Raw genomic sequence first — 14019 nt, forward strand, 5'->3', positions numbered from 1 at the left:
AGCGCTATGGCAACCCCTGGATTCGTATTGGAGCTGCGTAGGAAAATCGGTCACGACCTGTTGTGGCTGATGGGCGTGTCCGGCTATGTCGAAGACGAACGGGGCCGCGTGCTGCTGGGCCGGCGCTCCGATACGGGCGAATGGGCCATGGTATACGGCATCAACGAGCCCGGCGAGGAGCCGGCCGATACCGTGGCCCGCGAAGTCAAGGAGGAGACCGGCGTAGACGTGGTCGTCACCGATCTGGTGTCGGTGAAATCGTCTCGCCGTGTGCTTACCTATGCGAACGGCGACAACACGATGTACATGGATCACCTGTTCGTCTGCAGGCCCGATCCGAACGGCAATGACAAGCCGTTCGTAGGCGATGAGGAAAGTCTCAACGTCGGATGGTTCTCCCCCGACGATCTGCCTGAGCCGTTGGCCGCCACCACGGTGGAGCGCATGGGATACGTGCGCGAATACCTGAAGAACAAGGCGAATGGCGATGCGCACGCCCAATTCGCCTTCAACGGCGAGATCCACTGAAGTTCCCGCCAACGTAAGACGGCAATGCCTGCGACGATCGGTCCGTCGCAGGCATTGCCGTCTATGCTCCTAAATCCCTCATCCCTACTGTTGGGCCGCGAGCAGCTCGTGCAGATGCTCGCGATGCTCGCGTTGTTCGCGCGGATCCGGCACCGGCAGCGAGGCCAGTAGCTTTTGCGTATACGGGTTCTGCGGATGCTGCATGATTTGGTCGGCTTCGCCATGTTCGACGATCTTGCCTTTGTGCATCACCATGATGCGGTCGGCAAGCATATCGACCACCGCAAGATCATGGGTGATGAACAGACATGCGAAGCCGATATCGACCTGTAGCTTCTTGAACAGTTCCAGCACCTTCGCCTGAACCGATACATCCAACGCGGAGGTAGGTTCGTCGGCGATGAGCAGACTCGGCTTCAACGCAAGGGCACGTGCCAGGGAGGCACGCTGGCGCTGACCTCCGGACAGCTCGTGCGGGAAGCGTTTCATATACGCACGTGGCAGCTGCACCATCTCCAATAAATCGCCCACATAATGCCTTGCGTCGGCCACGGAGGAGTATTTCCCGTGCACGATCAGCGGTTCGGCCACGTTCTCCGCGATGGTCATCAGCGGGTTGAATGAGCTACCGGGATCCTGGAACACAAAACCGATATCGGCGCGCTTGGGCTTAAACGTACGTTCCCTCACGCCGTTCATTTCAATGCCAAGCACGTTGAGCGAACCACCGGAGACCTTCTGCAGGCCGGCAATGGCGCGGCCCGTGGTGGATTTGCCGGAACCGGACTCGCCCACCAGACCCAGCACTTCGGAACGGTGGATGGTGAAGTCGATGCCGTCCACGGCCGTGAAGTCAGGTTGCATCAGATGGCCCGGATACGTGATGGTCAGGCCTTTGGCTTCAACCGCGACCGGCTGTTCGCGCCAATCCTTCTTACGTTCGATCACCTTGCCTTCGTCATCCCGCACGACGAGTCTCTGCCCGATGCGCGGCACGGCACCCAGCAGGCGCTTGGTGTAGTCGTCTTTCGGTGAATAGAAGATCTGTTCCACATCGCCCTGCTCGACCACGTGACCCCGATACATGACCACGACCTCGTCGGCGATATCGGCGATCACGCCCATGTTGTGCGTGATGATGAGTACGGAGGCGTTGAATTCGTCGCGTGCGAGACGCAGCAGGTCGAGGATTTCGGCCTGTACCGTCACGTCAAGGGCTGTGGTCGGCTCGTCGGCCAGAATCAGGCCGGGATTGAGCACAAGCGCCATGGCGATGACGATGCGCTGCTTCTGACCGCCGGAAAACTGGTGTGGGTAGTAATCGACACGGGTTTCGGCGTCGGGAATGCCGACCTTCTTCAGAATGTCGACGGCCTTGGCACGCAGCTCCTTCTTGTCTTTCATGCCATGGGCCCGCAGACCTTCTTCTATCTGCCATCCGATGGTGTACACCGGGTTCAGCACCGAGTTCGGCTCCTGGAACACCATCGCAGCCTCGGAGCCACGCATTTCACGCAGCTGCTCGCCGGATAGGGACAGCACGTCGAGTTTCTCGCTGCCGGCGCGATTCGACAGGTAGATCACACCGGAGGTCGTTGCCGTCTCCGGCAACAGTTTGATGATGGAACGCGCAGTCACGGATTTGCCGGAACCGGATTCCCCCACCACGCCGATGACCTTCTTGCGGGGAATCTCGAAGCTGATCCCGTCAATGGCCTTGATGGATCCGGCGTCAGTCATGAAGGAGACGCTCAGGTCCTTGATTTCGGCGAGATTGCCGTTGCCGATTTCGCTCATCGGTTCACTCCCCTTCCTTGGAGCCCCATTCGGAGGCTATGAATGACGGATCATAATCAGTGACGGTCACCGGATCGTCGAGGGCGCCCATCGGATTCCTGGCTGCGGCGAGCTCCGCCATGACCTCGTTGCGCGCGCCCGGTTTTCCATTCGGGTCAACGGAGGTATCTTCAATGGCTCCGACCACTTCCCCCGCGGACTTACGTGTGCGCAGTCGCGGATCGGCAAGATCGTTGAGCGATTCGCCGACAAGGGTGATGCCCAACACGATCAGTACGATGGCGATACCCGGGAACACTGCCGTCCACCAGATTCCGGCAGTCACGTCGGATACGGAACGGTTGAGGTCGTAACCCCATTCCGCGGCCGCGGTCGGCTCGATGCCGAAGCCAAGGAAACCCAGACCGGCAAGGGTCAGGATGGCCTCCGACGAGTTCAACGTCAGAATGACCGGCAAGGTTCGGGTGGAGTTCTTGAACAGGTGTTTGGTCATAATGCGCCAGGTGGAGGCACCGACCACACGGGCGGATTCCACGTATGCGGATTCCTTGATACGGATCACCTCGGCGCGGATGGTACGGAAGTACTGCGGAATATAGACCACGGTTATGGAGATGCCGGAGGCGAAGATGCCACTCCACAGGCCGGATTGGCCGTGGGAGATCATAATCGCCATCAGAATCGCCAGCAGCAGCGACGGGAAGGAGTAGACGGCGTCGGCGACCATCACGAGCACGCGGTCGATCCAGCCACCGAAGTAGCCGGAGACCAGGCCAAGCAGCACGCCCGCGAAGATCGACAGCAGAACCGCGACGACGATGGCGATGACTGCGGTACGCGCACCCCATACCACACGGCTGAACACGTCGTAGCCGCCTGCCGTGGTGCCCCAGACATGTTCGGACGACGGTGCCGCCTGCGCCGGGAAGGACACACCGTTGGAGTCCTTCAGCTGGGCGTACCCGTACGGCGCGATCATCGGTGCGAAGATGGCGACCAGCAAAAAGAAGGCGGTGAGCACCAGACCGGTGATCAGCATGCCCTTCTGCCAGCCGACGGCCACGTGGAGTTCCTTAATGATTGGAATCCTGCGCCAGAGAGGCGTTTTCTTGTCGATGTCGAGCTTGTCCAGGCGGTCATCGACGGGAACGGTGACGTTGTTGGTGGATGCTGCGGTCATGTCAGTACCTCACTCTCGGGTCGACCAGTGCGGCGATGACGTCGACGATGAAGTTGACGACGGCCACGATGATGGCGATAAGAATCACGATGCCTTGCACCGCCACGAAGTCACGCGCCTTCAGATACTGCGAAAGCATGAAGCCGAGGCCCTTCCATTCGAAGGTGGTTTCGGTGAGCACCGCGCCGGCGAGCATCAGGGCGATCTGCATGCCCATGACGGTGATGATCGGGATAAGGGCCGGCTTCCAGGCATGCTTGTTGAGCAGGCGCTTTTCGGAGACGCCACGGGAACGGGCGGCCTCAATGTAGCCGGAAGTGTAGGTGGAGATCACGTTGGTACGCACCAGTCGGATGAACACACCTGCGGTCAGCAGGCCCAGCGCAAGGGCCGGGAGCACCGCATGACGCAATACATCGACGAGTACGTTCATATCGCCCAGTTGGAGTGCGTCGATGATGTAGAAGCCCGTCGGCGAAACCAGTCGGGAGAACTCCATTTCGCTGCCCAATGACGAGCGTCCCGAAGCCGGCAGCACGTTCAGCCAGATGGCGAAGATGAGCTTCAGGATCAGGCCGAGGAAGAACACCGGAGTGGCATAGCACAGGATGGCGAAGGTGCGGATGCCCGCATCGGCCGCGCGATCGCGCCTGCGCGCTGCGATGCGGCCCAGACCGATGCCGACGACGAGCGCCACGATGAGCGCCAGAAACGCCAGTTCGAAGGTGGCGGCGCCGTAACGGGTAAGAATGGTGATGACCTTCTGGTTGTCGGTCAACGTGGTGCCCAGGTCGCCGTGCAACAAACCACCAAGATAGTCGAGGTACTGCACGATCAGCGGACGGTCATAGCCGGCCGCGTGGATGCGTTTCTGCAGTTCCTCCGGTGTAAGACGGCCACCCAGGGCGGCGGAAATCGGATCGCCTGTGGCGCGCATCACGAAGAAGACGATGGTAACGAGAATGAATACGGTAGGGATGATCAGCAGGAAGCGGGTAAGCACGAAACGGAAGAATCCGCTCGAAAGCTTGTTTCTCTTGGCCTTCGGCTGAGCCACGGTTGCGCTTTGCGTCACGACTGGCTCCTTTTCCTTGATAGGTGTGCGGATACAAATCAAAGCCCCCATCCGGCTCGAAACGGCCGAACAGGGGCATCAAGTCAGTCTCAGGACTTGGTCACGGAGGAGTAGCGGAAACGGAAGGAGGCGTCAAGCACGACACCCTTCACGCTTGAACCGGTGACTGCGACCTGGGCACCCTGCAGCAGCGGGATGGTGGAGAGGTCATCGGTCTCGAGCTTCTGAATCTCCTTCAGCGTGTCCTCACGCTCCTTGTCATCGGTCTGGCCTGCCTGCTTGACGATCAGGTCATTGATTTCCGTGTTGGAGTAGCCGTTATTCACGAAGTTGCCGTCGCGGAAGAACGGGGACAGATAGTTGTCCGGATCGGAGTAGTCCGGGAACCAGCCGAGCTGGTAGACCGGATAGGAACCGTCGGAATCCGAGGTGACCACACGGTCCTTGCTGTACTGGGTCCATTCGGTGGATTGCAGGTCGACCTTGAACAGGCCGTCCTCTTCGAGCTGGGACTTGATGGCGGCATACTCGTCGGCGGAGGACTGTCCGTAGTGGTCCGGGTTGTACTGGAGCTTCAACTCGACCGGAGTCTTGACACCGGCATCTTCGAGGACCTTCTTGGCTTTGTCGGTGCTCGGCTTGCCGTCACCGTCGCCGTAGGTTTCCTTCAGGGTGTCGTCGTGGCCGGACAGACCATCCGGAATAAAGGAGTACAGCGGGGTGTAGGTGCCCTTGTAGACCTTGGTGGACAGCTCGTCGCGGTCGATCAGGTTGGCGACCGCCTGGCGCACGGCCTTGGCCTTGTCGGCGTTCGGCTCGCTGGACTTCTCACCATACGGCATGATCTTGAAGTTGAAGGTAAGGAAACGCTCCTCGCCGCCCGGGCCCTTGACGACCTTGACCTTGTCGTCCTTGGAGAGGTCCTCGATGTCGGTCGGGGTCATGGAACGGTAGGCGACGTCGACCTGTCCCTGCTGCACGGCCATCTTCAGGTTGGAGGAATCGGCGAAGTATTTGACCTGCACGGCGTCGTTCTTGGCCGGGGTCAAACCGTTGTAGGAATCGTTCTTGGCATAGGCCAGAGCTTCGTTCACCTTGTAGGAGGTGAGCTTGTACGGACCGGCGAAGGCATTGTCCTTGACGATGGTATCGGCATCGGTAAGCTTGTCGGCGTCGAAGGACTCCTCATCGACGATTGGGCCTGCCGGGCTGGAGAGCACTTGCTTGAGGGTCACGTCGTTCTTGACCTTGGAGTGGAATACCACGGTGGTGTCGTCCTTGGCCTCAACGGAGTCGATGTTGGCAAGCAGGGATGCCGGACCGTTCTCGTCGTTGATCTTGTTGATGCGGTCGAAGGAGAACTTGACGTCGGAGGAGGTCAGATCATGGCCGTTGGCGAACTTCAGGCCGGACTTGATCTTGACGGTGAATTCGGTGCCGTCGGCGCTCCAGGTGCCGTCATCGGCGGCGATGTCCGGGGACAGCTCGGAGGTGTTGTAATCCTGTGAGTACAGGAACGGGAACACTTGAATCTGCACGGCGTAGGAGCCGTTGTCGTAGGAGCCGGCCGGATCAAGGCTGGTGATTTTGTCGGTGGTGCCGATGGTGATGGTGCTGCCACTTGCCGCGGAACCGCCATCCTTCACGCCACCACAAGCGGCAAGGGATGCGATAGCCGCGATGGAAGCGAGCGCGGCGATGATTTTCTTGCGATTCACTGAGGGAATCCTCTCTCTAATTCCTTAATTCCAAAGCCATCCCATGAACGAGATGTCTGACCCCCTAGAATTGGCGCACTATGTTAACCACACGTTTCACGCACGGCAATATCACCTTTTTCCGCATCAACCAGAGTCAAAAGGTTGTTCATTTACCTGACCCTGCGGTCTTCGGGACGATATCGAGGTCCGGTCGGTATATGAGACATGTCCGATAAAACCATGCATTTCAACCATATTCGTCCAGCGACACGCAGACGACACACGGCTTGTACATCGACATTAACAGCGTTAATATATCAACTAGTTAAACGAGAGAATCCATGCATCGGCGCAAGGAGGTGTTATGAGCAGCTACAGCATGCAGCAATCATCGATTTCCGAGAACAATCGGTCTCGTATCCTGCAATATCTGTACCACAACGGCATCTGTTCACGCGCACAGATCGCCAAGGCCATCGAACTCACCCCCGCAGCGATTACCAAGATCACGGCAAGACTGCTGTCCCAAGGCGTCATCGAAGAGACGGGCGACATGGAGGGCGACAAGAACCGCCGCTCCATCGGATTGAGCCTCAATTGCGCGAAATACCACGTGGTCGGCGTCAAATTCGCCCGCAGCCTGGTGCAGATCGCGGTATTCGACCTCAAATGCAACAAGATTTCGCTGACCGACCTTCCCACCGTCAACGAGGAGCATATCCCCGATACCGTGGAACGAATCCGCCGTACCGTCCGGCAGCTCATCGCCGACGATCCGCAGATCGTCGCCGTGGGCATGGCCGTTCCCGGCCCGTATCTGCGGGATGCGGGACATACCGCCCTTGTCTCCTCCATGCAGGGTTGGAGGCAGGTCAATTTCATCCATGAATTCAGCGAGGCCTTCGACGTACCGGTATTCGTGGAGCAGGACGCCCGTGCCGGCGCATTGGCGCAATTCCTGTTCAATCCCGAACTGTCCGAAAGCTCCCTCGCCTACTATCTGCTGGGCGAAGGCATCGGACTGGGCCTGATCGACGATGGCAGGATCTTCTACGGCGCACATGGCACCGCAACCGAGATCGGGCACGTTTCCGTCGACGTCAATGGCAGACCCTGTGATTGCGGCAACATCGGATGTCTGGAACGGTACTGCTCGGCGGTCGCCATCCATGAAGAGCTCAGGGCCAACGGCGGCATCGTGCCCGGATGCGAATCCATGACCCACGCGCAGGCCTGCGCGGCGCTGTTCGCCAAGGCCGATGCAGGCGACGAGGCAGCACGGCAGCTGGTCAACGAAGCGGCCCGATATATCGGGTTCGGATGCGTGACCATCATCAACGCCTTCAACCCAAGCCACATCGTTCTGGGCGACATCGTCTCCCAGGCGGGCCAGCCGCTGCTCGACGAAGTCAAGACCATCGTTTCCGAACACACCATTCCGGAGGTGAGTTCGGAGACCACCATCTCCCTGTCCGCATTGCCCACCGATGCCACCGTCACCGGAGCCGCCGCCGTGGCCATCACCAATTTTCTGGAACATCCCTCGATGTTCTTCGACGTCGCATAGCACGCCGCCAACCAAAGAAAGGAAAACCATGTCCAAGCCAACCGTCATCTCCCTCGGTGAAATCCTTTGGGATATGATCCCTACCGGCAAGCGTGCCGGCGGTGCCCCCGTCAACTTCGCCTATCACGCCTCACAGAACGGTGCGGAGGGCTATGCCATCAGCGCCGTCGGCAACGATGAGCTCGGTGAGGAGCTGATCGCCGACGCCCACAAAGCCGGAATCAACACCCTGGTGCAGACCAATGAATTCCCGACCGGCACCGTCGACGTGGCACTGACCAACGGCATTCCGGAATACACCATCGTCAAGAACGTCGCATGGGATCACATCAAGCTCACCGACGATCTCATCGAAGCCGTCTCCAAGGCCGACGCCGTTTGCTTCGGCACCTTGGGCCTGCGCTCCCCCGAGTCCCACGACACCATCATCGAGCTGCTCAAGCACACCAAGGAAGGCGCTCTGAAGTTCTTCGACATCAACCTGCGCTCCGACTTCTACTCCAAGGAGCTCATCGAGGAGCTGCTCGGTTACGCCACCGTGTTCAAGATCAACGATGACGAGCTGCTGCTTATGCGCGACATGTTCGCCATTCCCGAATCCCCCGATGAGGAAGCGTGCAACTGGTTCATCAAGAACTTCGATCTGGAGTATATCATCCTGACCGGCGGCTCCACCTTCAGCACCATCATCGCCAGGGACGGCGAGATCTCCACCCTGCACACCCCGCATGTCGAAGTGGCCGACACCGTAGGCGCAGGCGATTCCTTCTCCGGCTCCTTCACCGGCAAGATCCTCACCGGCGCGCCCCTCAAGGAAGCGCACCGTGCAGCCGTGAACACCGCCGCCTACGTCTGCACCAAGGAAGGCGGCTGGCCGACCTACCCCGCCGAAGGCGTTCCGGACTATCTCGCCGAAGCGGCCAAGTAATCCTTTCCCGGTCTCATCATCATCCAAAGGTCCGTGGCATCGTTCGATGCCACGGACCTTCTTGCATGCCGACACCTGTTATGATGGATGTACGTCAATCGATTTACGTACCCAACGAAGAAGTTGCCATGCCACCGACCACCAATGCCATACCCCGATCCGTTCCCATCTTCATGCAACGCATCACCGAGCTGTGCGGCACGGAACATGCGGACTGGGCCGAGAATTTCAACGCCTGCTTCGCCAACACGCTGACCACCACCGTGCGTCGGCACGACGACGGCACCACATTCCTTCTGACCGGTGACATCCCGGCCATGTGGCTACGTGATTCCTCCGCGCAGTTCCGCCCCTACCTCGTCATAGCCCAGGACGACCCGGATATGGCCGATCTCATCGCGGGCCTCGTCCGACAGCAGTTCCGGTTCATCAACATCGATCCGTATGCCAACGCGTTCAACGAGACGCCAAGCGGAGCCACTTGGGATCAGGACGACCGGACCGACTCGTTCGGCCCATGGCTATGGGAACGCAAATACGAAGTGGATTCGCTGTGCTACCCCATTCAGCTCGCATGGCTGCTGTACCGCAATACCGGACTGACCTCGCATTTCGACGAATCGTTCGTCTCGGGCGTACGCCGGATCCTTGATACCTTCGAGACCGAGCAGAATCATGCCGACTCTCGCTACCGGTTCTTCCGCCCGAATGACGACCCACGTGATTCCGTGCCGAACGGCGGATTCGGCGGACCATTCGCCGTCACCGGCATGACCTGGTCCGGATTCCGCCCCAGCGACGACGCCTGCACCTACCCGTACCTCGTGCCGTCCAACATGTTCGCGGCCGTGGTCATGGGTCATCTTCAACGGATCTTCACCGACGTGCTTGACGACACCGAAATCGTACGCCGCGCAGGCAAACTGCAGCACGACATCTCCGACGGCATCGCGCAGCATGCCACCATACGCAACGCGGCAGGCGAACGGATCTATGCCTACGAGACGGACGGTCTGGGCAATGCCCTGCTCATGGACGACAGCAACGTGCCCAATCTTATTTCGGCTCCGTATCTGGGTTTCTGCGATGCCGACGATCCGTTGTATCTGTCAACCCGCCGCACCTTGCTCAGTCCCGAGAATCCCTACTATTTCGAAGGCCGTTTTGCCCGCGCCATCGGTTCGCCGCATACGCCAACCGGGTATGTCTGGCCGATCGCCATGGCCATGCAGGGCCTGACCAGCAACGACAGGGCCGAAAAGGAACACCTCCTCGATCAGCTTGTCGCGGCGGACGCCGGCACGCATCTCATGCACGAAAGCTTCGACGTGAATGATCCGACGCAGTACACCAGGCCATGGTTCAGTTGGGCGAACATGATGTTCTGCGAGCTGGTCATGGACTTCTTCGGCATCCGCATCAACACATGAGCCAAGACGTCGGATATCGACGTTCAGGGCGATTGTCGGGAATCGCTCGAAGAAAACTTGCGATTCCCAGCAGACCTATGATATCTTGAAATGTCCGGCTGCAAAGTCGGAATGCTTGATAACTCAAGATTGGGGCTGATCGGTTTCGACGGTGACCTGTTCGTCGCAGGGAAGCGTGCCGAGAACGTAGGGTCCGCTCGTGGATGACCCCTACACAAGAATAAGTGCTAAATCTAACCGCACTGAGTTCGCTCTCGCTGCCTGAGCTTCGCGCTAGGATTAACCAGTGAGCAGCCGCTCCGTTCACTCCTTCTCGTCTTCGGGAGGATGCTGAGCGTCGTTAGAAGACTTGCTTCATCGGCTGAGCCACAGGGCCGGTGAGGGACTTTAACTGCGGATATGCTCGCCATCAGTTGTCTGCGATATCGATGGGGGCAGAAAAACCGCCGCACGGCCAGCAGACTACGCACGTAGAAGACTGAGGGTTCGGTTATCGGACCGGGGTTCGATTCCCCGCAGCTCCACCATTCGAAAGCCGCCGGAAATGGCGGCTTTTCCTTTATTCCCAACGGTTTTCGGACTGCGGGAATGATTATGGACATGACAGAAATCACGTCGTTTTTTAAAAAAATGTTGTCAAAATGTTGTCAGAACGTTGTTGGCGATCCGTCCCCAAGACAAAGAAATACGCCCTCCCCTTCGGTAGGAAGGAGAGGGCGTATTCCGTCAGGCCGTGGGCGTGAGTCTCGCCTTGATCGTGCTCGCGCCGATCAGGGCGCCGACCAGCACCCCCACGGCGTTGACCGTGGTGACGATCTGGTCGACGTATGGCAGGCCCCACGCGGGGCCAACCACCTGCACGAACAGGGCGAGCGCGGGCAACGCGATCAGGGCCGCCCATTTGAGGATGTCGTACAGTCTGTCGGGAATGAGCCATGCGGGCGGTTGCACGTCAACGTCGGTGTTGTTGTCGGTCATGTGTTTCACCTCCTATCGCAAGTATTGGCCCGGATAGATGGTGTATGGGTAGCGCAGTCCGTTGCGTTGGGCGGCGGCCCGCCAGCCGGTTCCGTAGATCGACCACAGGCTTTCGCCCGAACGGACCACGTGCGTGCCACCGGCCGGGACGGTGGTGGATCCGCCGTGGCAGATCCTCTGGCCGGGCCAGATGCGGTTGATGTTGCCGGATGGTACGCTCCATGCGCTGGCCGGGGTGCGGCCGGTGCGTGCGGCGATCGCCGAGACGGTGTCACCGGAGGAGACCACGACGCAGTATGCTCCCCCGTTGTTGCCGGCCACGCTGCCGGAGGATCCCGACAGCCGGCGGTTGACGACGGCCATGACCTCCGCATACCGGCTGCCGAGCAGCCGGCGGCGTTGCGGATCATTGCCGTAGTCGCCTCGGATGACGAGGGTGGCGAGGGTCTGCGTGTCGGCGACCGGCATGCCGTTGGTCTTGTTGTTCTTCGGCGTGGTGGTCGTGTTGGACGGCACGCTGTCGGCGGCCGTGCCCGCGTACTTCTGCCAGGTGAGCGCGTCGCCGTAGAACCAGTTGACGTCCACGGCGCCGCTGACGCCGCCGACCGAGCCCGAACTGGAGTACTGCCATGCGGCCGCGAACGGCCACGGGCCGACATCGTACGGGACGGCGCCCGGATTACGCAGGCGTTCGCCCGCGTATCCGCGCGGATAGCCCGCGACCCACAGGCCGGCATCGGTGGCGGCCACCTGGCTCCAGTCGGCGCTGGATATGGTGGACGCGCTCATGTAGATCATCGGCGTGACGCCCCACGTGGCCTTCACGCGGTTGACCCATCGGAGCGCCCACCATGTCTGGCGCGCCCAGTATCCACCCGGGGCGGATGGCTCCCAGTCGAGCACCGGGATGGCACGTCCGATCATGCCGCGCGTCCTGGCCTCCGAAACGAACCTGTCGGCCTCGGCTTCGGGCGTGCTGGTCTGCGGGCTGGCGAAATCGTAGGCTCCCTCGCGGATGCCGTTGGCCCGCATCGTGCTGATCTGGCAGGTCGCGTACGGGTTGACGTATCCGGTGCCTTCGTTGAGTTTGACGAACGCGAAGTTGACGCCGGCGGCCTTCGCCCGCGCCCCGTCCCAACAGCCTTGGTAGCTGGCCGTGTCGATGCCGGTGTCGGCCGTGGCGCATGGGGCGAGCAGGGCCGACAGGGCGAACGCCAATGCGACGATCGTCCTCGGCCAGTCGCGGATGGCTGGCCGCTTGTGTTTCGGTTTGCCCTTGTTGTTGATCATCCTGTCTCCTTTCTGATGGTGTTGTCCGTTTCCCGTGGCCTCCGGCCCTGGGGAATCTGGTCGCATGCGTGGGCGGCGATGATCTCCGCATGCAGGTGGGTGCCGACGCCGTTGCCGCCCAACGCGTGATAGCAGGAATACAGGTCGTCGGCCTCGTTCTTCACGTCGATGGGCACCGGCAGGCCCGCCTGCACGGTGTCCCTGTGGATGCGGATGAGCTCGGTCTTGAGCAGGCATCGCATGCCCCTGACCATGGCCTTGCCCGACTTGAAGGCCAGCACGGACGCGGTCACCCCGCCGCCGCACAGGAACGGGACGAGCCAGCCGATCAGTTCACGCAATATGACGGGCATGCTCCTGCGCCTGCCTTTCCAAAAAGAAGGGAGGATCCATGAGGGTCAGGCGGCCGCGTCCATGACGTGCACGCCGATGGCGACGCGGTAGGTGAGAGTGTCGGACGAATCGTTCCAAGCGACGAGCTGGAAGGATCTGGCGGTGTGCAGGTTGGTGATCAGCTGGATATTGTTGAAGTTCGGCACCTTGCCGCCGACGTTGTTCATCAACTGCAGTCCGACCATGTAGGAGTCCCACACGGCGGCCGGGATCGGCAGCGTGATGTCGCTCGTCGTGTTCGTGTGCGGTTTGCACGTCATGGACACGGTCCTGTACGCGTCATAGCCCTGGCTCCGGCGGATGACCTGCCACCCGTCCATCCGGGTCACGGAGTCGAATACGGCCGTGACCGGAGTGGCCAGGCGTGCCGGCGTGCCCACCGTGATGCCGTCCAACGGGATGCGCCACAACGCCTGGTACGCGTCGGCCGCGCCGTTGAGGATCGTGTTGTCCGGTATGGCCGGATCCACGGGCGTGCCCAGGGTCGCCGTGCCCTTGAACACGATGAGGCCGATCGTCTCCACGCCGGTCGTGGTGTCGCGATGGTAGTGCGCGGCGATGATGTCATGGCGTTTCAGCCCGCTGGACCCGTTGGTGATGGTCACCGTCTCGGCGCTGGTGATGTGCCAGTCCAGGCCCTGGATGGAGGCGCAGCCGGTGCCGATGGTCGCCTTGTTCGCGTCCTGCATGGTGCATTTGAGGCTGTCGCCCCAGTCGAACACCATCGACCCCTTGCCGAACTTCGCCTGATGGACGATCGCCTTGTCCTCGCTGGAGATGTGCGCGGTGCCGGCCTTGCCGTCGACCAGTTCGATCGTCATGACTCCTGCCCCTTACCGCTCCTGAGCCACTTGTCGAACAATGCGTCCCCGTTCGTGGCATACCGTTGGAAGCTCTTGTAGCAGTCGTCGCACAGGGTGAGCGTGCTGGGCGCATGTCCGCCGGCCGCGGCCATCGAATTCAGATGGCTGATGTCATGCCATGACTGCGAGTCCGTGCTGCCGTCCGACACGAACGTGCTGGACTGGCATCGGTCGCAGGAGAGTTTGGAATATCCTTTTTGTCTGCCCATTGCATGGTCCTTTCCCACAAAAACGTTCCGGTCCGGCGGAGGGCCTTTCCGCCGGACCGTTTCCTTTCGATAACGTCGGCC

13 protein-coding genes and 1 other RNA gene are annotated in these 14019 nt (G+C 60.5%); 5 read left to right on the forward strand and 9 right to left on the reverse strand.

Annotation, left to right across the window (positions count from 1 at the left end):
• The first annotated feature begins 6 nt into the window (after positions 1-6).
• Positions 7-528 carry an NUDIX hydrolase gene (locus BMOU_RS00995; RefSeq protein WP_034873904.1) on the forward strand — a complete coding sequence of 174 codons (522 nt, stop codon included), beginning with the start codon at positions 7-9 and terminating at the stop codon, positions 526-528.
• Positions 529-612: 84 nt separating this feature from the next.
• On the opposite strand, the gene BMOU_RS01000 is transcribed toward BMOU_RS00995, so the two are convergent.
• From BMOU_RS01000 to BMOU_RS01015, 4 genes are all read right to left on the reverse strand, one after another.
• Complete coding sequence (locus tag BMOU_RS01000) at positions 613-2325, reverse strand: dipeptide ABC transporter ATP-binding protein (protein ID WP_034873907.1); 1713 nt, start codon at positions 2323-2325, stop codon at positions 613-615.
• Positions 2326-2329: 4 nt separating this feature from the next.
• Positions 2330-3505 (reverse strand): ABC transporter permease, encoded by a 1176-nt coding sequence (locus BMOU_RS01005; RefSeq protein WP_034873910.1) that lies wholly within the window; start codon positions 3503-3505, stop codon positions 2330-2332.
• 1 nt (position 3506) lies between these two features.
• The gene (locus tag BMOU_RS01010) at positions 3507-4580 is read right to left on the reverse strand and encodes an ABC transporter permease (protein WP_034873912.1); all 1074 of its coding nucleotides are present in this window, start codon (positions 4578-4580) and stop codon (positions 3507-3509) included.
• Between the two features lie 89 nt (positions 4581-4669).
• Complete coding sequence (locus BMOU_RS01015) at positions 4670-6298, reverse strand: ABC transporter substrate-binding protein (protein ID WP_034873915.1); 1629 nt, start codon at positions 6296-6298, stop codon at positions 4670-4672.
• A gap of 346 nt (positions 6299-6644) precedes the next feature.
• Here BMOU_RS01015 and BMOU_RS01020 point away from each other — a divergent pair, with 346 nt between their 5' ends.
• From BMOU_RS01020 to ssrA, 4 genes are all read left to right on the forward strand, one after another.
• The gene (locus tag BMOU_RS01020; protein ID WP_034873917.1) at positions 6645-7847 is read left to right on the forward strand and encodes an ROK family transcriptional regulator; all 1203 of its coding nucleotides are present in this window, start codon (positions 6645-6647) and stop codon (positions 7845-7847) included.
• Positions 7848-7875: 28 nt separating this feature from the next.
• Positions 7876-8775 carry a carbohydrate kinase family protein gene (locus tag BMOU_RS01025; protein ID WP_034873919.1) on the forward strand — a complete coding sequence of 300 codons (900 nt, stop codon included), beginning with the start codon at positions 7876-7878 and terminating at the stop codon, positions 8773-8775.
• 128 nt (positions 8776-8903) lie between these two features.
• The gene (locus BMOU_RS01030) at positions 8904-10205 is read left to right on the forward strand and encodes a glycoside hydrolase family 125 protein (RefSeq protein WP_034873921.1); all 1302 of its coding nucleotides are present in this window, start codon (positions 8904-8906) and stop codon (positions 10203-10205) included.
• A 131-nt stretch (positions 10206-10336) separates the two neighbouring features.
• Positions 10337-10732, forward strand: a transfer-messenger RNA (tmRNA) gene (gene ssrA, locus BMOU_RS10815).
• Between the two features lie 199 nt (positions 10733-10931).
• Here ssrA and BMOU_RS01035 read toward each other — a convergent pair.
• From BMOU_RS01035 to BMOU_RS01055, 5 genes are read right to left on the reverse strand one after another with little or no spacing between them, the layout of a single operon-like run.
• Positions 10932-11183 (reverse strand): phage holin, encoded by a 252-nt coding sequence (locus tag BMOU_RS01035; protein WP_034873923.1) that lies wholly within the window; start codon positions 11181-11183, stop codon positions 10932-10934.
• A 12-nt stretch (positions 11184-11195) separates the two neighbouring features.
• On the reverse strand, positions 11196-12473 hold the full coding sequence (locus tag BMOU_RS01040; RefSeq protein WP_051428840.1) for a GH25 family lysozyme: 1278 nt from the start codon (positions 12471-12473) through the stop codon (positions 11196-11198).
• Positions 12470-12826, reverse strand: coding sequence for a hypothetical protein (locus BMOU_RS11285; RefSeq protein ID WP_034873924.1), 357 nt, complete (start codon positions 12824-12826; stop codon positions 12470-12472). Before BMOU_RS11285 ends, BMOU_RS01040 begins: the two co-directional genes overlap by 4 nt.
• 45 nt (positions 12827-12871) lie before the next feature.
• Positions 12872-13687 (reverse strand): hypothetical protein, encoded by an 816-nt coding sequence (locus tag BMOU_RS01050; RefSeq protein ID WP_034873926.1) that lies wholly within the window; start codon positions 13685-13687, stop codon positions 12872-12874.
• Positions 13684-13938 carry a hypothetical protein gene (locus BMOU_RS01055; protein WP_034873929.1) on the reverse strand — a complete coding sequence of 85 codons (255 nt, stop codon included), beginning with the start codon at positions 13936-13938 and terminating at the stop codon, positions 13684-13686. The genes BMOU_RS01050 and BMOU_RS01055 overlap by 4 nt, the downstream gene beginning before the upstream one ends.
• Positions 13939-14019 lie beyond the last annotated feature (81 nt).

It is taken from the genome of Bifidobacterium moukalabense DSM 27321, assembly GCF_000522505.1.
Lineage (GTDB): Bacteria > Actinomycetota > Actinomycetes > Actinomycetales > Bifidobacteriaceae > Bifidobacterium > Bifidobacterium moukalabense.